At 60.9% G+C, this 22,739-nt stretch carries 27 protein-coding genes; 13 read left to right on the top strand and 14 right to left on the bottom strand.

The window, feature by feature from the left end:
* Positions 1-17: 17 nt before the first annotated feature.
* Positions 18-1,301 (bottom strand): SGNH/GDSL hydrolase family protein, encoded by a 1,284-nt coding sequence (locus V8G57_RS17675; protein WP_342830485.1) that lies wholly within the window; start codon positions 1,299-1,301, stop codon positions 18-20.
* A gap of 391 nt (positions 1,302-1,692) precedes the next feature.
* Between V8G57_RS17675 and V8G57_RS17670 the strand changes: the two genes are divergently transcribed.
* From V8G57_RS17670 to V8G57_RS17630, 9 genes are all read left to right on the top strand, one after another.
* Positions 1,693-2,349 carry a response regulator gene (locus V8G57_RS17670; RefSeq protein WP_144739211.1) on the top strand — a complete coding sequence of 219 codons (657 nt, stop codon included), beginning with the start codon at positions 1,693-1,695 and terminating at the stop codon, positions 2,347-2,349.
* Positions 2,346-3,659 carry a sensor histidine kinase gene (locus tag V8G57_RS17665; protein ID WP_342830483.1) on the top strand — a complete coding sequence of 438 codons (1,314 nt, stop codon included), beginning with the start codon at positions 2,346-2,348 and terminating at the stop codon, positions 3,657-3,659. Before V8G57_RS17670 ends, V8G57_RS17665 begins: the two co-directional genes overlap by 4 nt.
* Before the next feature lie 82 nt (positions 3,660-3,741).
* The gene (locus tag V8G57_RS17660) at positions 3,742-4,038 is read left to right on the top strand and encodes a BrnT family toxin (protein WP_342830482.1); all 297 of its coding nucleotides are present in this window, start codon (positions 3,742-3,744) and stop codon (positions 4,036-4,038) included.
* Positions 4,022-4,294, top strand: a complete 273-nt coding sequence (locus V8G57_RS17655; protein WP_092400313.1) for a BrnA antitoxin family protein — start codon at positions 4,022-4,024, stop codon at positions 4,292-4,294. Before V8G57_RS17660 ends, V8G57_RS17655 begins: the two co-directional genes overlap by 17 nt.
* Positions 4,295-4,401: 107 nt before the next feature.
* A complete protein-coding gene (locus tag V8G57_RS17650; RefSeq protein ID WP_342830481.1) occupies positions 4,402-5,874 on the top strand; it encodes a DegQ family serine endoprotease in 1,473 nt (490 codons plus the stop codon).
* A gap of 25 nt (positions 5,875-5,899) precedes the next feature.
* Positions 5,900-6,202, top strand: a complete 303-nt coding sequence (locus V8G57_RS17645; RefSeq protein WP_092400309.1) for a hypothetical protein — start codon at positions 5,900-5,902, stop codon at positions 6,200-6,202.
* 444 nt (positions 6,203-6,646) lie between these two features.
* The gene (locus V8G57_RS17640; RefSeq protein ID WP_092400307.1) at positions 6,647-7,072 is read left to right on the top strand and encodes a YciI family protein; all 426 of its coding nucleotides are present in this window, start codon (positions 6,647-6,649) and stop codon (positions 7,070-7,072) included.
* A 37-nt stretch (positions 7,073-7,109) separates the two neighbouring features.
* On the top strand, positions 7,110-7,634 hold the full coding sequence (locus V8G57_RS17635; protein ID WP_342830480.1) for an SRPBCC family protein: 525 nt from the start codon (positions 7,110-7,112) through the stop codon (positions 7,632-7,634).
* A gap of 81 nt (positions 7,635-7,715) precedes the next feature.
* Positions 7,716-8,126 carry a VOC family protein gene (locus V8G57_RS17630; protein ID WP_092400305.1) on the top strand — a complete coding sequence of 137 codons (411 nt, stop codon included), beginning with the start codon at positions 7,716-7,718 and terminating at the stop codon, positions 8,124-8,126.
* A 44-nt stretch (positions 8,127-8,170) separates the two neighbouring features.
* Here the strand turns inward: V8G57_RS17630 and V8G57_RS17625 are convergent, their stop codons facing one another.
* Entirely contained in the window at positions 8,171-8,398 is a 228-nt protein-coding gene (locus tag V8G57_RS17625) for a hypothetical protein (protein ID WP_092400303.1), read from the bottom strand.
* A gap of 47 nt (positions 8,399-8,445) precedes the next feature.
* On the bottom strand, positions 8,446-8,922 hold the full coding sequence (locus tag V8G57_RS17620; protein WP_342830479.1) for an Lrp/AsnC family transcriptional regulator: 477 nt from the start codon (positions 8,920-8,922) through the stop codon (positions 8,446-8,448).
* Between the two features lie 225 nt (positions 8,923-9,147).
* On the opposite strand from V8G57_RS17620, the gene kynB reads away from it, so the two are divergent.
* Genes kynB through kynA form a run of 3 tightly spaced genes read left to right on the top strand, consistent with a single transcriptional unit; the run spans position 9,148 to position 11,856 of the window.
* Positions 9,148-9,729, top strand: coding sequence for an arylformamidase (gene kynB / locus V8G57_RS17615; RefSeq protein WP_342830478.1), 582 nt, complete (start codon positions 9,148-9,150; stop codon positions 9,727-9,729).
* Positions 9,730-9,739: 10 nt separating this feature from the next.
* Positions 9,740-10,996, top strand: a complete 1,257-nt coding sequence (gene kynU / locus V8G57_RS17610; protein ID WP_342830477.1) for a kynureninase — start codon at positions 9,740-9,742, stop codon at positions 10,994-10,996.
* Positions 10,997-11,013: 17 nt separating this feature from the next.
* Entirely contained in the window at positions 11,014-11,856 is an 843-nt protein-coding gene (gene kynA / locus V8G57_RS17605; RefSeq protein WP_092400295.1) for a tryptophan 2,3-dioxygenase, read from the top strand.
* A gap of 6 nt (positions 11,857-11,862) precedes the next feature.
* On the opposite strand, the gene V8G57_RS17600 is transcribed toward kynA, so the two are convergent.
* The 9 genes from V8G57_RS17600 to V8G57_RS17560 form a co-directional block, all read right to left on the bottom strand.
* Positions 11,863-12,429 carry a hypothetical protein gene (locus V8G57_RS17600; RefSeq protein ID WP_342830476.1) on the bottom strand — a complete coding sequence of 189 codons (567 nt, stop codon included), beginning with the start codon at positions 12,427-12,429 and terminating at the stop codon, positions 11,863-11,865.
* 143 nt (positions 12,430-12,572) lie between these two features.
* On the bottom strand, positions 12,573-13,493 hold the full coding sequence (locus V8G57_RS17595) for a DMT family transporter (RefSeq protein WP_342830475.1): 921 nt from the start codon (positions 13,491-13,493) through the stop codon (positions 12,573-12,575).
* A complete protein-coding gene (locus V8G57_RS17590) occupies positions 13,490-15,010 on the bottom strand; it encodes a M81 family metallopeptidase (RefSeq protein WP_342830474.1) in 1,521 nt (506 codons plus the stop codon). The genes V8G57_RS17595 and V8G57_RS17590 overlap by 4 nt, the downstream gene beginning before the upstream one ends.
* 17 nt (positions 15,011-15,027) lie before the next feature.
* Positions 15,028-16,284 (bottom strand): Zn-dependent hydrolase, encoded by a 1,257-nt coding sequence (locus V8G57_RS17585; protein ID WP_371326617.1) that lies wholly within the window; start codon positions 16,282-16,284, stop codon positions 15,028-15,030.
* Between the two features lie 40 nt (positions 16,285-16,324).
* Positions 16,325-17,029 (bottom strand): ABC transporter ATP-binding protein, encoded by a 705-nt coding sequence (locus V8G57_RS17580; RefSeq protein WP_342830473.1) that lies wholly within the window; start codon positions 17,027-17,029, stop codon positions 16,325-16,327.
* Complete coding sequence (locus V8G57_RS17575; protein WP_092400285.1) at positions 17,026-17,793, bottom strand: ABC transporter ATP-binding protein; 768 nt, start codon at positions 17,791-17,793, stop codon at positions 17,026-17,028. The genes V8G57_RS17580 and V8G57_RS17575 overlap by 4 nt, the downstream gene beginning before the upstream one ends.
* A gap of 2 nt (positions 17,794-17,795) precedes the next feature.
* Positions 17,796-18,791, bottom strand: coding sequence for a branched-chain amino acid ABC transporter permease (locus V8G57_RS17570; RefSeq protein ID WP_342830472.1), 996 nt, complete (start codon positions 18,789-18,791; stop codon positions 17,796-17,798).
* A 10-nt stretch (positions 18,792-18,801) separates the two neighbouring features.
* A complete protein-coding gene (locus V8G57_RS17565; protein WP_092400281.1) occupies positions 18,802-19,662 on the bottom strand; it encodes a branched-chain amino acid ABC transporter permease in 861 nt (286 codons plus the stop codon).
* Positions 19,663-19,737: 75 nt separating this feature from the next.
* Positions 19,738-20,934, bottom strand: a complete 1,197-nt coding sequence (locus V8G57_RS17560) for an ABC transporter substrate-binding protein (RefSeq protein WP_342830471.1) — start codon at positions 20,932-20,934, stop codon at positions 19,738-19,740.
* A gap of 87 nt (positions 20,935-21,021) precedes the next feature.
* Here V8G57_RS17560 and V8G57_RS17555 point away from each other — a divergent pair, with 87 nt between their 5' ends.
* On the top strand, positions 21,022-21,201 hold the full coding sequence (locus V8G57_RS17555; protein ID WP_342830470.1) for a hypothetical protein: 180 nt from the start codon (positions 21,022-21,024) through the stop codon (positions 21,199-21,201).
* Between the two features lie 335 nt (positions 21,202-21,536).
* On the opposite strand, the gene V8G57_RS17550 is transcribed toward V8G57_RS17555, so the two are convergent.
* Positions 21,537-21,782 (bottom strand): hypothetical protein, encoded by a 246-nt coding sequence (locus tag V8G57_RS17550; protein WP_342830469.1) that lies wholly within the window; start codon positions 21,780-21,782, stop codon positions 21,537-21,539.
* Entirely contained in the window at positions 21,775-22,689 is a 915-nt protein-coding gene (locus tag V8G57_RS17545; protein ID WP_342830468.1) for a DNA/RNA non-specific endonuclease, read from the bottom strand. The genes V8G57_RS17550 and V8G57_RS17545 overlap by 8 nt, the downstream gene beginning before the upstream one ends.
* Positions 22,690-22,739: the final 50 nt, after the last annotated feature.

Genomic DNA, 22,739 nt, shown 5'->3' with positions numbered 1-22,739 from the left:
CGGGCAGGAGCAGCGTATCAAGGCTGCAGGCTGGCCCGGTAAAAAGCCGTCACCGCATCGGCCAGCAGCTTGTGCGTATGCGTGGTCGGGTGCAGCGTATCCCAGAACACGAAGCTGTCCGGATTGCTGCACTGGGAACGCGCCGTCTGCGTACTCAGGTAGTTGGTGCTGGAATCGGTATTGATGTTGAGGCAGGACTGGGTGGTGTTGCTGACCTGGTATTTGCCTGGATTGCTCAGCAGGTCGTTGAATAGCGCATAGCTGTCGAACAGCTGGATATGCAAGCTGCTCCCGTATTGCGCCTGCAAGGAACCGACCAGCGCCGCCAGCCGCGTATTGAGATCGATCACCTGAGCGGCTACCGTCGCGCCGGTGGTCTTGATCCCGAATACCGGCGCCTTGGAAACGTCAGGCAGCTTGAGCAGCAGGATATTCCTGGCGCCAGCCTGGATCAGGCTTTGCAAGGCCTGGGTTTCGCCGCTGATCACCTGGTCGACCGTGCTGTTGTAGTTGACCAGGTCGTTGCCGCCGATGAGCATGGTGAACAAAGTATTTTGCGGCTGGTAATTCTGCGCCTTCTGCATGTACTCGGTGTACGACTGCACTTGCTGGATCACCCCCGGGATCACGAGATCCTGGGTGCTCACGCCGGCGCCGCCGACGGCCCAGTTATACAAGGGAAGCTGCAGGTTGTCGGCCAGGTATTCGACCCAGTTCTTGCCGTTGCTGAAACGGCCTAGGAACCAGCTGCCGGAATTGGGCAGCTTCCAATCCGAGGCGTTGTAGGCATTCTGGGTATCGGACAAGCTGTCGCCGAAAGCGACTATCTTGTTGATGCCGCCCTGGACCACGCTGTCGGTAGTCCACACGGTGTAGTTGAACGACAGCGCATTATCGGCGGCGGCCACCATCGCCATCGGCTGGCTGATGCCCTTGGCGTTCAGCGTGCTTTGGCACACCGATTGCAGCGTGCTCTGCGCGACATCGCTGTAAAACATGTTTTCCCAGTTCAGCAGGCCGCCGGCCCACCAGTAGCCGTTGATGCGGTAATAATCGCCGCTGGACGGATCCAGTCCCCAGACATAGGTAGTGGTCGGCTTGGTCGGATTGCTGCCGGTGCGGTACCAGCAGCGCAAATAGGTATAGGTGCTGGTGCTGGCGGCCGCGGTTGCAGCCAGGCTGCGCGCGGCCGGCTTTTGCGCCTGCTGCTTCAGCAGCTGCTGCCTGGAGAGCGGACCGGACGACGATAGATGATGGGTATAAGCGGGATCGGGTTTTGCATCAGGGGAAACTTCTGCCACGGCTAGATTCGAACACAAAGCACACAGTAAAAACAGGGTTTTCATTATTGGTTTCCTTGTTGTCTCGTTTGTCTCTGGATCACGGGAACTGCGCTTGCCACCGATAGCAAAATGCCACTATCGATATGGCTGCGGCAATGTTGACACACGGCAATAATATTCAGGTGACATTAAGATGACTGCCGGTCCTTTCCGATGGTTACCTCTAATCCCGGGTTACCCACAGAAATTGTGGACAGTCCTGTTGATAACCCTCAAGCGTTTTAGCTATGTGACTGATATATATAGGTTTTTCAGCAGTGCACAGAGTTGTCGCGCGGAGCTTTAAGAATCGTTTAATTCAATCCGGCTAAACTGTCATGATTTCCGATGTTTCCGAGGAGCTGGCCCGATGCGTTTGCTGTTGGTGGAAGACGATCTGATGGTGGGCGAAGCCGTGCGCAAGGGATTGCGCCAGGACGGTTTCGCCGTCGACTGGGTGCAGGACGGCGCCGCTGCGCTCAGCGCGCTGGCGCAGGAAGATTACCAGTTGCTGCTGCTCGATCTCGGCCTGCCGAAAAAGAATGGCCTGGAAGTGCTGAAGTCGCTGCGCGCCGGCGGCAACCGGATCCCGGTGCTGATCCTGACCGCGCGCGATGCGGTGGCAGACCGCGTGGCCGGCCTCGACGGCGGCGCCGACGACTACCTGGTCAAGCCGTTCGACCTGGAAGAACTGGCGGCCCGCATCCGCGCCCTGCTGCGCCGCCAGTCGGGACGCGCCGAACCGCTGGTCGAACTGGGCCAGCTGACGCTCAACCCGGCCACCCATGAGGTATTGCTGGAAGGCCGCCAGGTGAACCTGTCGGCGCGCGAATTCGCGCTGCTGCGCGCCTTCCTCGACCGACCCGGCGTAGTGCTGTCGCGCGCCCAGCTGGAAGAAAAGATGTACGGCTGGGACGACAGCATCGAAAGCAATGCGGTCGAGGTATACATCCACGCCTTGCGCAAAAAGCTCGGCAGCAATTTCATCAAGAATGTGCGCGGCATCGGCTACATGGTGGCCAAATGAAGTCAGCGCCGTCGATCCGCAGAAGCTTGCTGCTGTGGCTGGCGCTCGGCCTGAGCGGCGCCATCCTGGTGGCTGGCATCGCCCTGTATTTCCAGGCGCGCGGCGAAGCCAACGAATTGTTCGATTACCAGATGCGCAAGATCGTCGCCTCCCTGCCGCGCCAGGCGTTCTCGCCGATGATAGAGAACGGCGACGGCGGCCCCGAGCTGGACGACCAGATCATGATCCAGATCTGGGACAACACCGGCGTCGTCATCTACCACTCGCACGGACAGGCTAGCCTGCCGCTGCAGGCCGAGCTGGGATTCACCTATGTCCGCCAGAGCAACGGCCTGTGGCGCGTCTACAGCGCGCAGATCGGCAACACCGTGGTGCAGATCGCGCAGCCGCAAAGCGCGCGCAACCAGATCGCCGCGCAAATGGCGGTCAAGACCGTCACTCCGCTGCTGCTGCTGTTCCCGCTGCTGGGCGTGCTGATCTGGGTCGCCGTCAGCCGCGGGCTGGCGCCGATCCGGCGCGCGGCGATGGAAGTCCAGGCGCGCGACATGCATGCCCTATCGCCGATCCCGGACGCCACCCTGCCCGGCGAAATCCAGCCGCTGACCCAAGCCCTCAACGATCTGCTGGCACGCCTGGGGCAATCGATCAAGGCGCAGCGCGCCTTTGTCGCTGACGCGGCGCATGAACTGCGCACGCCGCTGACTGCCCTGCGCCTGCAAGTCCAGCTGGCCGAACGCGCCGCCGGCGAGGGCGAACGGCAAGCCGCTTTCGGCGACCTGAAACAAGGACTGGAACGCGCCACCCACCTGCTGCAACAGCTGCTGACGCTGGCGCGCCAGGAACCGGGCGCGTTCGAGCAAGCCCACGCCGAACTCGACTTGCGCGCGCTGCTGCACAGCGTGGTCGGCGACTTCGCGCTGGCCGCGCATGCGCGCCAGGTCGATCTCGGCATCAGCTCCGAGACACCGGCCAGCGTGGCCGGCAACGCCGACGCCTTGCGCATCCTGTTCAACAACCTGATCGACAACGCCTTGCAGTACAGCCCGGCCGGCAGCAGCATCGACGTCTCGCTGGCCGCCGACGCCGCCGGCGTCACCGTGGCCGTGCAAGACGGCGGCCCCGGCATTCCCGAGGCCGACCTGGAACGCGTGTTCGACCGCTTCTACCGCGCCGCCGAGAGCCAGTCGCAAACCCGCGGCAGCGGCCTCGGCCTGGCGATCGTCAGGCAGATCGCCGATGCCCACCAGGCCAGCGTCAGCCTGAAAAATACCGGACATGGATTGCGCGCAAGCGTGCGCTTCGGCGCTTGACACACAGCTTAAGCTAACACTCAATTGCTCCCATTGATGTTATTTTTCAAATAATATTAACTACAATTATGTAACTACAAATTTGGAGTTACAATTATTCTCATGGGACGAGGTTAAAAACCGGAATAACCGGCACAAGCATGGCGTCAGTTTTGAGGCCGCCACATTCGTTTTTGATGACCCTTTGCACATCACCAGGCAAGATCGTGTCGAAAACAACGAACAGCGATGGCAGACCATGGGCATGGCCGGCGGCATTTCCTTGTTGTTGGTTGCCCATACCTGGCATGGCACGGAAAGCGGCTCGGAACATGTCCGCATCATCTCGGCGCGGCGGGCGACAAAACTTGAAAGGAAAATCTATGAACAAGGTACCTGAATCTATCCGCCAGGAACTCGCGGCATTAGCCGCCAAATCGGAGAACGAAATCGATTTCTCCGATCTCCCCGCTACCGTTAAACAGGACTGGCGCGGCGCAGCCCGCGGCAAATTCTATCGTCCTGTCAAACAGCAGTTGACGGTACGCATCGATGCCGACGTACTGGAGTGGCTCAAAGAAGAAGGAAAGGGCTACCAAAGCCGCATGAACGATATTTTGCGGGCCGCAATGCTGGAAAACGTCCGGCACCGCTAGCGTGATCCGCGCGCTGAAAACAAGCGCTTGTTTTCCTGTTTAAGTCTGCTTTAATTTTTCGTATTTATGCTGTGTGCTAGTTCTAGTCCATCTGCAAGGAGCACAGCATGAATCGTCAAACCTTTTCCCGCAGCGCCATTGCCGTCGCCGTGCTGGTGGTCGCCGGCGGCGCCTACCTGCATTCGAAGAGCGGCGACATCGGCATCGAAAACGCCAATGCCGCTATCGTCGCCCCGGCCCCCGTGGCGAGCAGCGCCGCGCCGGCCGTTGCAGTGGCGACCGACTTTTCCGGCATCGTCGAACGGGCCGGGCCGGCCGTGGTGAACATCAGCGTCACCGGCAAGGCAAAACAGAGTGCGGTATCGGACCAGGACGACGAGCTCGATCCGAACGATCCTTTCTCCCAATTTTTCAAACGCTTCGGCCCGCAGCTGCAAATCCCGCGGCATCCGCAGATCATGCGCGGCGAAGGCTCCGGCTTCATCATCAGCGCCGACGGCCTGATCCTGACCAACGCACACGTGGTCGAAGGCGCACAGGAAGTCACGGTCAAGCTGACCGACCGCCGCGAATTCAGGGCCAAGGTGCTGGGTTCCGACAAGCAGAGCGATATCGCCGTGATACGGATCGACGCCAAGAACCTGCCGACGGTACAGATCGGCAATCCGGCGCTGACCAGGGTCGGCGAACCGGTGCTGGCGATCGGCTCGCCTTACGGTTTTGAAAACACCGCCACCGCCGGCATCGTCAGCGCCAAGTCGCGCTCCTTGCCGGACGATACCTATGTGCCGTTCATCCAGACCGACGTCGCCGTCAATCCCGGCAATTCGGGCGGTCCGCTGTTCAACATCAAAGGCGAAGTGATCGGCATCAATTCGCAGATCTACAGCCAGACCGGCGGTTACCAGGGCCTGTCGTTTGCGATCCCGATCGATGTCGCCACCAAGGTCGAGCAGCAGCTGGTCAAGCACGGCAAGGTCACCCGCAGCCACCTCGGCGTCAGCGTGCAGGAAGTGAACCAGGCGCTGGCCGAATCGTTCGGCCTGAAGAGCGCCGCCGGCGCGCTGGTCAGCTCGGTCGACAAAGGCAGTCCGGCCGACAAGGGCGGCCTGCAGTCCGGCGACGTGATCCTGCGCTTCAACGGCCAGCCGATCAGCCATTCATCCGACCTGCCGAGCCTGGTGGCCGATACCGCGCCGGGCACCGCCAGCACGATTGAAGTAGTGCGCAACGGCCAGGCCAAGACGCTGACCGTCAAGCCGACCGAAGCTGAAGCAGTGAAAACCGCCGGCAACGATGAAAGCGCCGGTTCGCAGGCACGGCTGGGGCTGGCGCTGCGCCAGCTCAGCCCGGACGAACAGCAACAGGTCGGGATCCACGGCGGGCTGGTGGTGGAAGATGCTTCCGGCCCGTCGGCGCTGGCCGGCATCCAGCGCGGCGACGTGATCCTGTCGCTCAACGGCAAGCCGGTCAACAGCGTCGAGCAGTTGCGCCAGCTGGTAAGCAAGGCCGGCAAGAACGTGGCGCTGCTGGTGCAGCGTGACAAAGACAAGATCTTCGTCCCGCTCAACCTCGGCTAATGCCCCGACCGCAGGATGTGAAACGATGATCAAGCTGGCCAACAACAACCTGTCGCAGCACATCCTGCCCTCTTCCGCCACGATGATCGGCGTCTGCATCACCGCGCTGTCGATCATCAAGCTGGCGCGCTTCAGCGGGCTGGCGCTGTGGCTGAGCCACCTGCTGGCGCTCAACAGCCTGGTGTTCCTTACCAGCGGCGTGCTGTCGTATGCTTCGATGCGCTCCAGCAGCAGCACGCGCCTGGAGCAATACGCCGACATCGCCTTCATCTTCGGCCTGACCCTGCTCAGCCTGTCTACCGTCTTCATGGCGGTGGTGATTGACTGAATTTTCATTCTCGCCGAAGTTACCCACAGAAACTGTGGACAGTCCTGTTGATAACTCCCGCGCGTTTTAGCTATGTGATTGATCTATATGGATTTTTCATCTGTGCTCATTGGCGTGCGGGTAGTGTCGATGGAATAACCCCTGATGCTGCCTGGCTGCCACGACATCGTGGCGCCGCAAAATTCCATTTTTGAACGAATGCTCGATTCATGGTTTGCACTGAACCTGCATCGGCTGTTTGCGCTCAAACAAACCCGGCCGCATGCCTGCCGAATAAAGAAATTGCGATTTCCACAAGTAAAACCGCCCCTTCAAATATAATGCAAAAAAAATCTGCAAACTGTCGATCTCGCCGTTTCCCGCTCGACTAATTAGCAGATCCGGGAATTAATCGGCCCCAGCCGCCGGCCCGGCCCCAACCTTAAACCGAACGGAGATATCAAGATGCGATTCATGATCATACGCAAGGCGGACAAGAACACGGAAGCCGGCACCATGCCCAGCACCGAACTGCTGGCCGCCATGATTAAATACAACGAAGAAATGGTGAATGCCGGCGTGATGGTGGCCGGCGAAGGCTTGCAGCCCAGCGCCAAGGGCGCCCGCATCAGCTTTGCGGGAGGCAAGCCGACCGTGTTCGACGGCCCCTTCGCCGAAACCAAGGAACTGATCGCGGGCTTTACCATGATCCAGGTCAAGTCGAAACAGGAAGCCATCGAATGGGTCAAGCGCTGGCCTGCGCTGGATGGCGACGGCGCCGTCGAGCTCGAACTGCGCCAGGTATTCGAGGCGGAAGATTTCGGCGCCGAGTTCACGCCGGAACTCAGGGAAACCGAAGAACGCCTGCGCCGCCAAAGTTCCGGCGCCTGAGCTGCCGCGCCATGCCAACGCCACCAGGAGACCAGCAATGATCAAGACCATCGCCATCGTTATCGTCGTCGCACTAGCCGCCGTCTTCGGTTATGCGGCGACCCGGCCCGACACATTCCGCGTCCAGCGCACGATCTCGATCAAGGCGCCGCCGGAAAAGATCCTGGCGCAAGTCAACAACTTCCACGACTGGAGCAACTGGTCGCCTTATGAAAAACTGGATCCAGCCATGCAACGGACTTTCAGCGGCGCCGCCAGCGGCCCGGGCGCGGTGTATGCCTGGAACGGCAACGACAAGGCCGGCGCCGGACGCATGGAGATCAAGCAAACGTCGCCGTCGAAAACCGTCATCAAGCTCGATTTCAGCAAGCCGTTTGAAAGCAGCAACGTCGCTGAATTCAGCGTCGACACCCAGGGCGACAGCAGCAACGTCACCTGGGCCATGTACGGACCCGCACCTTATGTCAGCAAGGTGATGGGCTTGTTTTTCAATATGGACAGCATGATCGGCAAGGATTTCGAAGCCGGGCTTGCCAACCTGAAGACCGTCACCGAGAAATAAACGACGGTACCCCTGGCGTCGCGTGCAGAGACAGGCGCGGCGCCGTTTTCATTATCCATCGCAGGAATAGAGGAGATCGACATGCTATTGAACGCCTACCTGAATTTCAACGGCCAGTGCGACGCCGCCTTCAAGTTCTACCAGCAAGTCCTGGGCGGGAAAATCGCCTTCAGGCTGACCAACAAAGAAACGCCGATGGCAGAACAGACGCCGCCTGACCGGCAAGACAAGATCGCGCACATCCGGCTGGAACTGGACGGCGGCGTCTTGATGGGCTCGGATTGCCCGCCTGAATATTTCGAAAAAATGCAGGGCATGGTCTTGTCGATCAATGTCGACACGATTGCGGACGGCGCCCGCATCTTCAATGCGCTGGCAAAAAACGGCACGGTCAAGATGCCTTACGAAAAAACCTTCTGGGCCGCCAGTTTCGGCATGCTGGAAGACCAGTTCGGCACGCCGTGGATGGTCAATTGCGAGAAAGACGGCTGATCGGCGATTGCAACGCAGGCGCACCGTCATCGCGGTGCGCCGGTTCAGGACAGCGGCAGCTTGACCACGGTCACGCGGTCTATGAAAAATTCGCCGTCGACGCATTTCCGGTGCGGCACGCCGGCCACCTTGAATCCCGGCCCGCCTTGGGCCACCCAGATTTTGGCGACCGTGTCGAAATCTTCCAGCTCCAGCCCGAGCAAGGGCGCCGACAGCACGAATTGCGCGCCCTCTTTTTGTCTTGCCAGAACTTCTTCAATCGTCTTTGCCATGGTGTCAATCTGATGTATCGGGTTAATCGTTATCCGTGCGCGGCGCCTCAGCCATCGCGCAGCAGTTCGCGCGGCAGCTCGTAGGTTTCCTTGATCGCCTGCAGCACGATATTGGAGCGGATATCCTGCACGCCCGGTATTTTATATAACTTCTCCAGCACGAAAGCGGAATAGTGCTTGAGGTTGCGTGCCTTCACCCGCAGCAGGTAGTTGGCGTCGCCGGTGATGATGTAGGAGCCGACCACCTCCGGGTAATCCTGCAGCGCCTGCATGAAATTCTCATGCCAGCTCTCGACATCGCGCCGCATCGTCACCTGCACGAAGACATCCAGCTCCAGCCCCAGTTTTTCCGGGCTCAGCACCGCGCTGTAACGACTGATGATGCCGGTCTCTTCCAGGATGCGGACGCGGCGCAGGCAGGACGACGGCGACAGGAACACCTGCTCCGCCAGGTCCTGGTTGCTGATCCGGCCATTCTGCTGCAGCAGCGTCAGGATGTTCAAATCGATGGTATCGAGCTGCATTGAAATTATCTTTCAATATTAATCAATTAGCTTTCATTTTATTCTAATTAATATTGAAAACGACTATTAATTTCGTATAAAAATTCCTTCAAGCTCGCCTAAAATAATTGCCAGTGGACCATAGCAGTTCATTAGTAAATTCACTAGCATCCAGCACCGGGGAACGCCATCGCCACTTCAAAACCCATCTGGGACATCAGCCCCACCCTGTCCGCACGGATCCCCGTGTGGCCGGGCGACACCGCATACAGCGCGCAAGCCACCTGGGAAATCGGCGACGGCTGCCCGGTGCATGTCAGCCGCATCACGCTTTCCACCCATACCGGTGCGCACTGCGATGCGCCCAGCCATTACGATCCGCAAGGCCTGGCTATCGACCAGGTCGCCCTCGACGCCTATATCGGCCCATGCCGCGTCATCCATTGCATAGGAACTGCGCTGGTCACGCCGCAGCACATTGCCCACGCCCTGGCCGACGTTCCGCCGCGCGTGCTGTTGCGCACCTACGCCAGCGCGCCGCAAGCGCATTGGGATCCGGCCTTTGCCGCGGTAGCGCCGGAAACCATCGCGCTGCTGGCCCAGCACGGGGTGCGCCTGGTCGGCATCGACACGCCCTCGCTCGATCCGCAGGAATCCAAGACCATGCTGGCGCACCACGCCGTCAGGCAGCACGGCATGGCGATACTGGAAGGCATCGTACTCGATGCGATCGACGCCGGCGACTACGAACTGGTTGCCCTGCCCTTGCGCCTGGCCGGCATGGACGCCAGTCCGGTGCGGGCCGTGCTGCGCCCTCTTTCAATTTAAGGAACACCACATGACAAACAGTAGCCGCGCAGCTTGCCAGGCCCTGGACGCCGACGACCCGCTGGCGCCGCTGCGGACCTTGTTCGACCTGCCGTCCGGCGTGATCTACCTGGACGGCAATTCACTGGGCGCGCGCCCGCACGCAGCGCTGCAACGCGCACAGCAGGTGATCCAGCAGGAATGGGGACACGACCTGATCCGCAGCTGGAACAAAGCCGGCTGGTTCGACCTGCCGAACCGGCTGGGCAACAAGCTGGCGACGCTGATCGGCGCCGGCGAGAATGAAGTGGTGATTACCGACTCCACTTCCATCAACCTGTTCAAGCTGCTGGCCGGCGCCCTGCAGATCCAGGCCGGCAAGGCGGATGGCGCCAGCCGCAAGGTGATCGTCACCGAACGCGGCAATTTCCCCACCGATATCTACATGGCGCAGGGACTGACCGAATGGCTCGACCGCGGCTACCGCATCCACCTGGCCGACACGCCGCAAGAACTCGCTACGGCAGTGAACGCCGAAACCGCGGTCCTGATGCTGACCCATGTCAACTACCGCAGCGGCCACCTGCACGACATGCAAGCCGTCACCAAGGCCGCACAAGAGCAAGGCGCACTGGTGCTGTGGGACCTGGCGCATTCGGCTGGCGCGGTGCCGGTCGACCTGCATGCGGCGAACGCCGATTTTGCCGTCGGCTGCACCTACAAATACCTCAACGGCGGCCCCGGCGCGCCGGCCTTCGCCTGGATCGCACCGCGCCACCACGCGCAGTTCCGGCAGCCCCTGAGCGGCTGGTGGAGCCACCAGGCGCCGTTCACCATGCAGCCGGCATTTGCGCCCGGCGACGGCATACGGCGCGCGCTGTGCGGCACCCAGCCGGTGGTGTCGCTGGCGCTGGTCGAATGCGGCCTCGACATTTTCGCCCAGACCGACATGCAAGCCTTGCGCCGCAAATCGCTGGCGCTGACCGACCTGTTCATCGCGCTGGTCGAAAGCCGCTGCGCCGGCCTCGGCCTGACGCTGGTCACTCCGCGCCAGCATGAACAGCGCGGCAGCCACGTCAGTTTCGCCCACGCCCACGGCTATGCCGTCATGCGCGAACTGATCGCGCGCGGCGTCATCGGCGATTACCGCGAACCGCACGTGATGCGCTTCGGCTTCACGCCGCTGTACACGCAATTCACCGATGTCTGGGACGCAGTCAGCACCTTGCGCCGGATCCTGGCCGACAAGGATTATGAGATCGATGCACAGCAGGAAGCTGTCACTTAATTACCGGGAGTCACGCAATGGAATGTCCTTACAAGCCCGGCGAATCGTGGCATGGCGCCAAGATGGAATTCGGCGAAACCATGAGCTACGGCGATTACCTGGCGCTGGACCAGATCCTGTCGGCGCAGCAGCCGCGCTCGCCCAACCACAATGAAATGCTGTTCATCATCCAGCACCAGACCAGCGAACTGTGGATGAAGCTGATGCTGCACGAGCTGCACGCAGTGCGCGCGCAGATGCGCAGCAACGACTTGTCGCCGGCGTTCAAGATGATGGCCAGGGTAGCGCGCATCATGGACCAGCTGGTGCATGCCTGGGACGTGCTGGCGACCATGACGCCGCCGGAATACACCGCGATCCGCCCTTACCTTGGCCAGTCGTCAGGTTTTCAGTCGTTCCAGTACCGCGAGATCGAATTCCTGCTGGGGAACAAGAACGCCGCGTTGTTGCAGGTGCACCAGCATTCGCCGGAATCGTATGCGCGGCTGCAGGACGCCTTGCAGCAGCCGTCGATCTACGACGAAGCGGTGATGCTGATGGCGCGCGCCGGCTTGCCGGTGGAACAGGCTCGCCTGAGCCTGGACTGGAGCAATCCCACCGTCGCCGACAAGTCGGTGGAAGCGGCCTGGCTGACGGTGTACAAGGCGCCGGATACGCACTGGGAATTATACGAATTGGCCGAGAAGCTGGTCGACCTGGAAACCTCGTTCCGCTACTGGCGCTTCCGCCACCTGACCACCGTCGAACGCATCATCGGCTTCAAGAAAGGCACCGGCGGCACCGAAGGCGCCAGCTACCTGAAGATGATGCTGGACGTGGTGCTGTTCCCGGAACTGTTTTCGCTGCGGACCTCTCTCTGAAGCAGGTCAGTTCCCTCGATTGCGCCTGGCCACCCGCGCCCGCACGTCTTGCACATCGGCCGGATCGCAGCGCAGTTCCAGCAGCTGGTTGACCGCGATCTCGTCGGCCAGCGAGGTTGCCGTCACCCTGCCGCCGAAAAAATCGGCATCCAGGCTGAGCGCATTGCAGATGCGTTTGCGGCCCTGTTCGTCCTGCGGCAACTGCAGCACCACCGTCAGGAAATTTGCCGCCGGGCTGCCCTGCGCCTGATCCGGCACAGGCTGGCTGGCAATGGCCGCCGGCTCTGGCGCAACTTCCGCCGGAAACCGGATTTGCTGTTCCTCGGCGATGTCATCCAGCGTCACCAGCACGCTGCTATGCGGCCCCGGCCATTTCTTGACGCCGCCGACCACCGCCGGCGCGCCGCCGCTGACTTCGTATTCGGTTTCGGACACCTTCTCGTAATGAAAAGGCTCCCACGCCGGATCGCCGTGCTTGCGCATCGCCACCGCCTCCAGCACCTGGCTGGCCGGAGCGCCATTGCCCAGCATGCCGACCGCGCTTAATCCGGCATCGGCTGTTGTATCTTCCATCTCGCTTACCTCATCTGCTTAGAACGAACTGCCCGGCCCGCTTTTGCTTGCGGCCTGTCTTGACTATAGACCACTTTACAGGCGCAAGCAGATTTCCCGCCAAAGCGCAGGAGTGTAGCGGCTGCACGGCGAATCCGGCAAGTTTATGCTTCAGGCAGCAGCGAAGCAGGTCTGCGGCCTGGCAGCAGCACGCAAAGCGCCGCGCCGAAAATGAAGGCGAAACCGAGCATGTCGGCATGGCTGGGATGTTCTCCCAATAGCAGCACCGCAGCGGCTACGCCGACCACCGGCACCAGCAGCGTGCCCAGCGCCGCAGTGCCGGCCGGCAACTGGGCGATGATGCGGAACCACAGGATGTAGCCTAGCGCCATGCCGAAAAAAATGTGATACCCGAGCGCGCACAGCACGGCCGCACGCAAAGGCCCCGGGTGCGGCATGCCTTCGAACCACAGCAAGCCGGCCAGCGCCGCCAGGGCGCCGATCAGCAATTGCCAGGCGGCGATCGCCAGCGGCGGCGCCGCGATCCTGGCCCATTTCATGTAAACGGTGCCCGCTGCCCAGGTCAGGGCGGCAGCCAGCGCATACTGGATACCGGACGGCAAACCGCCGGCAGCCAGCGGTGCGATCAGCACCGCCAGGCCCGCAGCACCCAGCGCCAGGCCGGCGCAGCGCATGGCGTCGAGCCGCTCGCGCAGCACTACGCAAGCCATCAGCGTCGCCCACAGCGGCATGGAATAAGTGATGATGGCGACGCGCGAAGTCGCTGCCCCGAGCTGGGCAAAGGTCAGCAGGATGTTGAATGCGGCGATATTGAGCAAAGCTGTCAGCAGGACATGCAGGCGGTCGCGGCCGGCTGGGATATGCAAGGCGCGCCAGCCGCGGCCTCCGGCCAGGGCCAGCGCAAACAAGGTAGCGGCGGCGACGCCCAGCCCGACCGTGCGCAAGGTCCACGGCGAAACGGCTCCCAGCGACACCTTCACCGCCGGCCAATTCAAGCCCCAGACCACGCCCAGCAACACCAGCAGGGCCTTGGCTTTGGCGCTGGCCGACCAGGCGTTCTTCATGCCGGCATGGATAATTTTCCTGCCTGCCAGCTGGTGTCGAGGTCCAGCGGATAGACCGGCCGGCGTACATTGCGGATCGGGAATAGCTTGAAATTGGAGCTGGTCGGGCCGCCGCTGTCGGAGTCGCATTCTTCCAGGCCCTTGCTGATCGGCACGAACACCGGACGGCAATACATGCGCGATTTCAGGATCAGGTAGGTTTTGCCGGCCGGATCCAGGCCCAGGCTGGTGAACACGCCGAGATCGTAGGGCTCCACTCGCTCTTCAGTCACCACGATCTGCGCCTCCCCGGTATCGAACAGCACGCTTTTCCCCATCTGCATGGCCGAGCCGGTATAGATCGGGCCGGTTACCTGGAACCGGCCGTCGCTGATCGCCAGCACCGTGCCGCTCAGTGTCAGCGGCGTTTTTTCTATGCCTTGCGCCAGCAGCGCCACCTTGTTGCCGAGCCTGATTGTGGCGCGGCCGCCGACGCCGACCGCCATCAGTTCCGCCACTGCCTCCGGATCGCTGACCGGCCCCACGCCGATATCCGACATCCCCGCCGCCAGGACCGCTTCCAGCACATCCATGGTGTTGCAGGTGCCGCCCGACATGACGTTGTCGCTGTGGTCCAGCAGCAGTACCGGCCCCTGCCCCGCTGCCGCTGCCATTTCCCGAGCATTTGCCAGCGACTGCACCAGGGGCTTGCTGTCGTAGACGAAATCGGCGCGCTCATCCCATATGCTGCCCGCAATACGTGCGGCAACGCGGTCGGCCAGCGCTGCATCGTTATCGGCCACCACCACCACCGACATCCCGGCATCGCGGAAATCGGACAGCGGAAAACCGGCCAGCACCGACACCGCCAGCACGCCAGCCTCGGTTTCGGCAGCTTTTGCCGCCTGCACCGCGCGCTGCATCGCGCTGAGAGAAGTGTTGCTGGCCAGCGTCGCCGCCAGCAGGGGCAGCTGGCGCCAGCCCAGCAGCGGCCGGCATTGTCCTTGCAGCATCTCAGCCAGCAGGCGGCCGGCGTGCGCGCCGGTCTCGTACATATCGATATGCGGATAAGTCTTGAAACTGACCATGATGTCGGCATTCGCCACCATTTTCCCGGTGACGTTGCCGTGCAGGTCCAGCGCTACGCAGAGCGGCGTCCGCGGCGCGATCTTGCGGATTCTTTCCAGCAGCACGCCTTCGCCGTCTTCCGCGTTTTCAGCCACCATGGCGCCGTGCAGGTCCAGCATGATGGCGTCGCAGCCATCTTCCACCGCGCGCACGATGGCATCGCACATCAAGGTGTAGGCGTCCGCGGCCACGGCGGCGCTGGGGCTGGCCATCGCCGCCAGCGGCGTGACGATATCCGCCCCCAACGCTGCCGCCACATCCAGGAATCCGCCCATGGCCGTGCGCGCACCCTGCTGGTCAAGGAAGGCGGACGCGCCCCATTGCGGAGCGAATGCTTCCAGCGGCGTCGGAATCGGAGAGAACGTATTGGTCTCGTGGTTCAGCCGCGCGACGACGATTTTCAAGGGCATGTCCTTATCCTCTGGATTCATTTGACGACGACGGCGCTGGCCAGCATCGCATGCAGCAGCACATTGGCGCCGGCTTCCAGGTGTTCCGGCTTGGCGTCTTCGATTTCGTTGTGGCTGACGCCGTCCTTGCACGGCACGAAGATCATGCCGGCCGGCGCCACGCGCGCTGCGTAGATGGCGTCGTGGCCGGCGCCGGAAACCACATCCATGGTGGCGTAGCCGAGCATGGCGGCCGCTTCACGCACCTGCGACACGCACTCCGGGTGGAATGGACAAGGCGGAAAATAAGAGACGCGCTGCAGTTCTATGGCAAGGCCGGTTGCGGCCCGGGTTTTAACGATATAGGCATCGAGGTCGGCGTTCATGCTATCCAGCAGCGCGTCGCTGACGTTACGCAAATCGATGGAAAACTTGACCTGGCCGGGAATCACGTTGCGGCTGTTCGGCAACACCTGCACCGCACCCACCGTGCCGCGGCCATATGGCGGATAGCGCCTGGCGATCGCCACCACTTCCTGCATGATGTAGGTCGACACCTGCAGCGCATCCTTGCGGATTTCCATCGGCGTCGGCCCTGCGTGGGATTCGAAGCCGGTGACGGTGCAGTCGTACCAGGCCAGGCCCAGCACCGCAGGCACCACGCCGATGACGGTATCGGCGTTTTCCAGCACCGGTCCCTGTTCGATATGCGCTTCGTAATACGCGCCTATCGGATGGTCGCCGCTCCGCTGCGCGCCGATATAACCGATGCGCTGCAGTTCATCCTTGACGTTCTTGCCGTCGGTATCGGTCGCCGCATAAGCATGCTCCAGGGTAAAGGCGCCGCAAAATACGCCTGACCCCATCATCACCGGCACGAAACGGGAGCCTTCTTCGTTGGTCCAGACCGCCACCTCAATTGGCGCTTCGGTTTCTATCTGGTGCTGGTTCAGGGTGCGCACCACTTCCATGCCGGCCAGCACGCCGTAGTTGCCGTCGAACTTGCCGCCGGTCGGCTGGGTGTCGATGTGCGAACCGGTGACCACCGGCGGCAGCGCGTTGTTGCGGCCGGGCCGGCGCATGAAGATGTTGCCGATCTGGTCCACCGTAACGCTCATGCCTTCGCTTCTGGCCCAGGCGCTGACCAGGTCGCGTCCCTGCTTGTCGAGGTCGGTCAAGGCCAGGCGGCATACGCCGCCCTTTTTTGTAGCGCCGATGGCGCCGAGTTCCATCAGCGATTTCCACAAGCGGTCGCCGTCTATGCGCAGGTTATCGATTGCCGAAACTGTTTCCATGTCCATGCTTGCTCCAGAAATTGCAATAATGCCGGCGCCGTCACGCCGCCAGGTTGACGCCCAGGTAACGGTCCTTGGCATTGTCGTCCGCCAGGAAACCGGCATTGCTGGCGCTGTACACCACGCTGCCCTGCTCCAGGATGTAATGGCGGTCCGCCAGCTGGGTGCAGACTTCCAGGTTCTGTTCGACCAGGATGATCGACATGCCGGTGGCCTTGATCTGTTTCAGCTGCGCCACGATTTCATCGACAATCACCGGCGCCAGCCCTTCCACCGGCTCGTCCAGCATCAGCACCTTGGGATGGGTCATCAGGGCCCGTCCGATCGCCAGCATCTGCTGTTCGCCGCCCGACAGCTGGCCGCCGCCGTTCTTCCGCCGTTCTTTCAGGCGCGGGAAAATCCTGTAGATGTCTTGCAGCTGCCAGGCCGATTCGCGCCGCGCCGCCATGGTCAGGTTTTCTTCCACTGTCAGCAGCTTGAAAACGCCGCGGTGCTCGGGCACCAGGCAGACGCCGCGCGCCGCGATCTTGTAGGACGCCAGGCCAGCCAGGTTATCGCCCTGGAACAGCACCTTGCCCAGCGCCGGCCGCAGCACGCCGACGATGCTCTTGAGCGTGGTGGTCTTGCCGGCGCCGTTACGGCCCAGCAGCGTCACCACCTCGCCTTCCGCGACGTTGAGCGATACGCCCTGCAGGATGTGGCTTTTGCCGTAGTAGCTATGGATCTGTTCGACGCTGAGCATCATGCGCGGCCTCCGGTAATCATGCTGCCGAGGTAGGCACGGCGCACGCGCTCGTCGCTGCGGATAACATCGGGCTTGCCCTCGGCCAGGACCTGGCCCTGCTGCATCACCGTGATGCTGTCTGAAATGTCCATCACGATATCCATGTTGTGTTCGATCAGCAGCACGGTGTAGCTGTCGCGCAGGCCGTGGATCAGGCGTTTCATTTCAGCGATATCATCGATGCCCATGCCGGACGTTGGTTCATCCAGGAAGATTACCTTGGGACGCCCCGCCATCGCCATGCCGACTTCCAGCCGGCGCTGCTGGCCGTGCGACAGTTCGCCCGTAATGCGCTCAGCCACGCCGTGCAGGTTCAGCTGCGCCAGCAGGCTGTCGGCGAGTTCGCAAGCGGCGGTCATCGATTCCGCGCGCCGCCAGGGATTGAATGCTTGCGTCGGCCGGGTTCCCTGCGCTGCCAGCCGCAGGTTTTCGCGCACGCTCAGGTTGGGAAACAGGCTGGTCACCTGGAACGAGCGCGCCAGGCCCTTGCGCACGCGCTTGTAGCCGGGCAGGTGCGAGACTTCCTCGCCTTCCACCAGGATGCTGCCTTCGCTGATCGGCGTGCTGCCGGTCAGCGTATGGAACAGCGTGGTCTTGCCGGCGCCGTTGGGACCTATCACCGAATGCACGGTGCCTGGCATGATGTCCAGCGTCACGCCGTTGACCGCGGTGAATTTTCCATAGCGTTTGGTGACCTTCACCGCCTTGAGGATAGGAACTGCCATGCTCATTTCTCCTTCAGCGGATTGCCGCTCAACGGTTCAGCGCCGCCGGGCGAGCGCTTGAATTTTTGCAGCAGCGATTGCGCCACGCCGTACAAACCCTTGTGCATGTACAGGCTGACGCCGATCAGCAAGAAACCCAGCAGCATCAGCCAGCGCGGCCACAGGCTGGAGAGCCAGTTGCCGGCCAAGACATAGAACGCTGCCCCCAGCACCGAAGCAAACAGGTTGCCGGCGCCGCCGATGACGGTCATCACCAGGATCGATTCGCTGGCGTGATATTCGATATTGGACAATGGTGCGATGCCGGTCATCACGGCATGCAGGCCGCCCGCCAGGCCGGTGACGGCGCCCGAGATCACGAATGCCGCCAGCTTGAACATGGTGACGTCGTAACCGACTGCGGCGGCGCGCGTTTCATTGTCGCGTATTGCCAGCAAGGTGCGGCCCAGCACCGAATCGACGATGCGTTGCAACAGCCAGAACACCAGCACGAAGATGACCGCGACCAGGCTGTAGTATTGCCATGGCGTGCCTAGCGTCATCAGCTTGGCGCCGAACAAGCTCAGGTCCGGCCGGGGAATGTTCAGCAAGCCGTTGTCGCCGCCGGTGACATCCTTCATGGTGTAGGCCAGGAAATAAAACATCTGCGAGAAAGCCAGCGTCAGCATCACGAAATACGTGCCGCGCTGGCGGATCGAGAACCAGCCCACCAGCAAGGCAACCAGCGCCCCCGCCAGCATCGCGATCAGCAGCGCCGGCAGCAGCTGTACATGGAGATGCAGCAGGACCAGTCCGGCAGCGTAACTGCCGATGCCGAGGAAAATTCCCTGGCCGAACGACATCAGCCCGGTGTAGCCTAGCAGCAGGTTGCAGCCCAGCGCCGCCAGCGCAAAAATCAGAACTTCAGTCGCCAGCGTGCCGGAGCTGAGCGTCAGCGGCAGGATCAGGACCGTGGCGATCACCAGCAAGGTGAAGCGGAAATGCATGAGGTTTTTCATGACCGGATCCTCAGCTGGCCCGGCCGAACAGGCCGTTGGGACGCAGCAGCATGACTGCCGCCATGGCGATGTAGATAGTCAGGTGCGCGCCTTCCGACCAGATGGTGCTCATCAGGCTTTGCAGCACGCCGACCAGGATGCCGCCGGCCAGCGCCCCGAAGAAACTGCCGAGGCCGCCGATCACTACCACCACGAATGCAATGCCCAGCGCTTCCACACCCATGAAAGGTTCGACGCCGCGGATCGGTCCCGCCAGCGCCCCGGCCAAACCGGCAGTGGCGGCGCCGAGCGCAAACACCAGGCTGAAGATGCGGTCGATGTTCAGGCCCAGCAATCCCACCATCTCGGTCGATTCACTGCCGGCGCGCACGATCGAACCGAGCCGCGTTCCTTCCAGCACCCACCACAGCAGCAAGGCCATCAGCGCAGTGAAAGCGATCACGAACAAGCGGTATTTCGGATAGACAAAATTGCCGACGATGACCACCCCTTGCAGCAGGTCCGGCGGCGAAATATTGTTGCCCAGCGGCCCCCAGTATGAAATCACAGCTTCCTGCAGCACCAGCGCCAGGCCGACCGTGAACAGGATATGGAAGTGGTGCGGCAACTGGTAGATATGCCGCAGCGCGAATTTTTCCATCAGCCAGGCAAACAGGCCGACCGCCAGCGGCGCGAACAGCAGCGTCCACCAGAAGCTCATGCCCATCTCGCCCATTTGAAAACACAGGTAGGCGCCAAGCAGGAAAAAGGCGCCGTGCGAGAAATTAACGAAACGCAGCAAGCCGAACACGATGCTCAACCCCACCGCCAGCAGGAAATACAGCATGCCGATGCCAATGCCATTGACTATTTGCAGCAGATATATATTCATGAAACCTCAATCTTCGTAAGCGGACGGAGCCACCACACCGCTGCAAGCGCGCCTGCAGCGGCGATCCGCAGGTCTTCAGGCGAGCTTGCACATGGTCTTGTCCAGCGGCAGGAACGACTTGCCGAAGGAAACGATGTCGGCATAATCGTTCTTGTTGCGCATCTTCGATTTCGGTTTTCCCTTGAGCAGGTAGTAGTTCTTGATCACCTGGTGGTCGCCCTTGCGGATTTCCTCGGTTCCGGTCAGGCCTTCGTATTTCATGCCTTCCATCGCCGCGATCACCGCTTTCGGATCCGTGCTGTTCGCCTTGGCCATGGCGTCCAGCATGATCTTGGTGCAGATGTATGAACCGGCCAGGCTGTAGTTCGGATCGATCTTCAGGCTGGTATTGACGAACTGTACGAACTCCTTGTTGAAGGGCGCATCTATGCCGTGCCAGTACTGCGCACCGAAATACACACCATCGCAGATGTCGGCGCCGAGCGCCTCGAACTGCTCCAGGCCGGAAGCCCAGGCCATCAGGATGGTCATATTGTTTTTCATGCCGAAGCTGACCGCCTGGCGCAGCGAGTCGGACGACTGCGAACCGAAATTCAGCAACAGCAGCACATCGGGCTTGGCCGCAATCGCGTTAGTCAGGTAGCCGCTGAATTCTTTTTCGGCCAGCGAGTGGTAGCTGTTGCCGACGTGCTCGATGCCCTTTTCCTTGAAGATCGCCTTGGCCGCGTTCAGCAAACCATCGCCGAACACATATTGCGGCGTGATGGTGTACCAGCGTTTCGCCTTCGGCAGCTTGTCCAGCAACGGCCGCACGGTCTGTTCGATCGCGCCGAAAGTCGGCACCGACCAGCGGAAGGTCGCGCGATTGCATTCGCTGCCGGTGATTTCGTCAGCGCCCGCGGTGGTGACAAAAATGCTGTTGGCTTTTTCCGCTTCCTTGCCCATCGCCAGCGACTCTGAAGAGAGGATGCCGCCGGCAAAAAAATGCGTACCCTTTTCGATCGCTTCCTGCACCTTGCGCACTGCCGTGGCCGGTTTTCCTTCGGTGTCGATTGCCGTGTAGCTCAGGCTCTTGCCCAGCACCTTGTTATATTTTTGCAGTACCAGCTTCATGCCCATGTCGGCGTATTTTCCATTGGCCGCGAACGGGCCGGACATCGGCACCGGGCAGGCAAACTGGATCGTATCCGACTGCGCGAACACGTCGGAAAACGACAAGGCGCCCGGTGCGGCGAGTGCGGAAAGCTTAAGAAAATCGCGACGGTTGATCATATTCACATCTCCTGAAATGGCGAGTCATTGAAAGCTTGCATCGATAGCCGTTGACGCAAGTTCTGTGCCTGTGGCGGAAAAAATTCCATGGTGGAACAAGGTGGAAATTTATTTGCGAACGAGCTGAAACACGTTGTGTTTACAGGGGTAAACGCGACGTGGATATCATCGCAAAGCGATGAAAAAAAGATGCTCGATGACGATCAGGGAGATCGCGCCTGCAGTGGAACATGCTTGCTGAAAAACATGGTGTCTCCTCCTGGTTGACTGCTGCTTGCTGCTTTATATTTTTTGTATTTTCTTCTTGCGTTCGCATATTTCCATACGCGGTATTCACCGCCCGCCATGCAGCCTCACATTGCATGCAGGATGCCGACAACGGATAGAGCGAAGACGAAACAGGACATTCACGGCAGCGCACCGTCCGCAAGGAACAGGATGGCTTGATTATTGCGAAATACCAGCGCAGATATTAGATACACTTTTGAATTACATGTAAAACTGTACTGGCTGTTCTAAGGAACTGTACTGACAACACTTAGAACGGTGATCAGCTTTGGTGCACAGCTCACCATGAAATGGCAAGCTGCTATCCGAAGTATTCAAAAAGGATTGCTGACCTTCACCACCGGCGCCGCAGCCAGCACCTCGGGCAAGGTGCGCGACTCCATCGCCTCTACTACCTGGTTCAGCAGCGACTGCAGGGTTTTGGCCTGCTCCAGCCCGCGCTGGTCCAGGGTCAGGTCGAGATCGCCGAACAGGCTGACCCGGTCCAGGCGATTCTCGACGTTCAGCTTGCCGATGGCGAGGGTTGCGCTTTCGTCGGCGAACGGGATAAATTTAGACATGCGACCATCCTTTATGGATCAGGTTTGTGATGAAATTCAGGAACATTTTCAAGGCGTCGTTGAACAGCCTGGTTAACAAATCCGCCTCTATTTTCTTGATCTGTGCTGCCGGTTCCTCTCTTTTTTCAGGCGCATTCCTGGCGCCGTGCTGGCCGGCTCCGGCGCCCGGCAACGGCATCGCCACGTCCTTGATGCGCTTCGGCACGCCGGGCAGCAGGTCGATACGCAACGTGTTTTCCAGCTGCGTCACCGACAAGGCCTGGTAGTGCGACGTATCTTCATTCTTGATGAAATAAGCGGCGGCCTGCTGTCTCTTCGGACTATAGACCACTTTGTAGATATAAGTCGGCACCAGCACATTGCCGATCTTTTGCAGGTCCTGGCCGAGGAAGGCCGGTCCGGTAATCACGTACAGCTCGCCGTCTTTCTCCGCCAGCCGCCGCACCGCGCTTTCGATTTCGGCCCAGACATGGCGGTTGTTTTGCGGATTCTGCGGAATCATGTTGGCCAGGCTGAAACTTTCATACTGCGAAGTGCGGTTCGCCATGTCGCCGTTGGGACTCATGTGGCCGCGGTCGAAACCGGAGCGCGCATAGTCTTTCAGCTCGGCGCGGCCGCTGATCAGCAGGCCGGGTTCGGGATGAAACGAATTTTCGCGCGACAGCGTGCGGGCGGCGTCGATATTGCTGCGCGTCAGGTGCTCGGCCGACCACAGCGGGGTGCGCGTGATCCCTGAATGCATGACGGCGAAAGCCTGGTAGCACAATTCCTGGGTCTGGCGCGCCAGCTTGTCATTGAGGATTTCTGGCGCCCGGCCGGCGGCGTAATGGGAGGGACAATCTGTGGCAAAAGCCGATGAAGCAAGAAGTAAAAGGGGAAGCAGGAAACGATATGGCTTGTGCGGCATTACTCACCAAAACTGTATAAATACCCAGTATAAGGTTTAACTTAAACCGC

It is taken from the genome of Collimonas rhizosphaerae, from assembly GCF_038896935.1.
In the GTDB taxonomy this organism is placed as follows: domain Bacteria; phylum Pseudomonadota; class Gammaproteobacteria; order Burkholderiales; family Burkholderiaceae_D; genus Collimonas; species Collimonas rhizosphaerae.
This window is presented reverse-complemented; position numbering and strand designations above follow the sequence as displayed.

Coding starts and splice junctions, on each gene's coding strand:
- V8G57_RS17590 (WP_342830474.1), bottom strand. CDS start 15,010: ATGCCCTTGAAAATCGTCGTCGCGCGGCTGAACCACGAGACCAATACG.
- V8G57_RS17545 (WP_342830468.1), bottom strand. CDS start 22,689: ATGCCGCACAAGCCATATCGTTTCCTGCTTCCCCTTTTACTTCTTGCT.
- V8G57_RS17570 (WP_342830472.1), bottom strand. CDS start 18,791: ATGAAAAACCTCATGCATTTCCGCTTCACCTTGCTGGTGATCGCCACG.
- V8G57_RS17560 (WP_342830471.1), bottom strand. CDS start 20,934: ATGATCAACCGTCGCGATTTTCTTAAGCTTTCCGCACTCGCCGCACCG.
- V8G57_RS17655 (WP_092400313.1), top strand. CDS start 4,022: ATGAACAAGGTACCTGAATCTATCCGCCAGGAACTCGCGGCATTAGCC.
- V8G57_RS17555 (WP_342830470.1), top strand. CDS start 21,022: ATGGTGGAACAAGGTGGAAATTTATTTGCGAACGAGCTGAAACACGTT.
- V8G57_RS17635 (WP_342830480.1), top strand. CDS start 7,110: ATGATCAAGACCATCGCCATCGTTATCGTCGTCGCACTAGCCGCCGTC.
- V8G57_RS17640 (WP_092400307.1), top strand. CDS start 6,647: ATGCGATTCATGATCATACGCAAGGCGGACAAGAACACGGAAGCCGGC.
- V8G57_RS17645 (WP_092400309.1), top strand. CDS start 5,900: ATGATCAAGCTGGCCAACAACAACCTGTCGCAGCACATCCTGCCCTCT.
- V8G57_RS17585 (WP_371326617.1), bottom strand. CDS start 16,284: ATGGAAACAGTTTCGGCAATCGATAACCTGCGCATAGACGGCGACCGC.
- V8G57_RS17650 (WP_342830481.1), top strand. CDS start 4,402: ATGAATCGTCAAACCTTTTCCCGCAGCGCCATTGCCGTCGCCGTGCTG.
- V8G57_RS17600 (WP_342830476.1), bottom strand. CDS start 12,429: ATGGAAGATACAACAGCCGATGCCGGATTAAGCGCGGTCGGCATGCTG.
- V8G57_RS17670 (WP_144739211.1), top strand. CDS start 1,693: ATGCGTTTGCTGTTGGTGGAAGACGATCTGATGGTGGGCGAAGCCGTG.
- kynU (WP_342830477.1), top strand. CDS start 9,740: ATGACAAACAGTAGCCGCGCAGCTTGCCAGGCCCTGGACGCCGACGAC.
- V8G57_RS17575 (WP_092400285.1), bottom strand. CDS start 17,793: ATGGCAGTTCCTATCCTCAAGGCGGTGAAGGTCACCAAACGCTATGGA.
- V8G57_RS17665 (WP_342830483.1), top strand. CDS start 2,346: ATGAAGTCAGCGCCGTCGATCCGCAGAAGCTTGCTGCTGTGGCTGGCG.
- V8G57_RS17625 (WP_092400303.1), bottom strand. CDS start 8,398: ATGGCAAAGACGATTGAAGAAGTTCTGGCAAGACAAAAAGAGGGCGCG.
- V8G57_RS17550 (WP_342830469.1), bottom strand. CDS start 21,782: ATGTCTAAATTTATCCCGTTCGCCGACGAAAGCGCAACCCTCGCCATC.
- V8G57_RS17595 (WP_342830475.1), bottom strand. CDS start 13,493: ATGAAGAACGCCTGGTCGGCCAGCGCCAAAGCCAAGGCCCTGCTGGTG.
- V8G57_RS17620 (WP_342830479.1), bottom strand. CDS start 8,922: ATGCAGCTCGATACCATCGATTTGAACATCCTGACGCTGCTGCAGCAG.
- V8G57_RS17630 (WP_092400305.1), top strand. CDS start 7,716: ATGCTATTGAACGCCTACCTGAATTTCAACGGCCAGTGCGACGCCGCC.
- V8G57_RS17580 (WP_342830473.1), bottom strand. CDS start 17,029: ATGATGCTCAGCGTCGAACAGATCCATAGCTACTACGGCAAAAGCCAC.
- V8G57_RS17565 (WP_092400281.1), bottom strand. CDS start 19,662: ATGAATATATATCTGCTGCAAATAGTCAATGGCATTGGCATCGGCATG.
- kynA (WP_092400295.1), top strand. CDS start 11,014: ATGGAATGTCCTTACAAGCCCGGCGAATCGTGGCATGGCGCCAAGATG.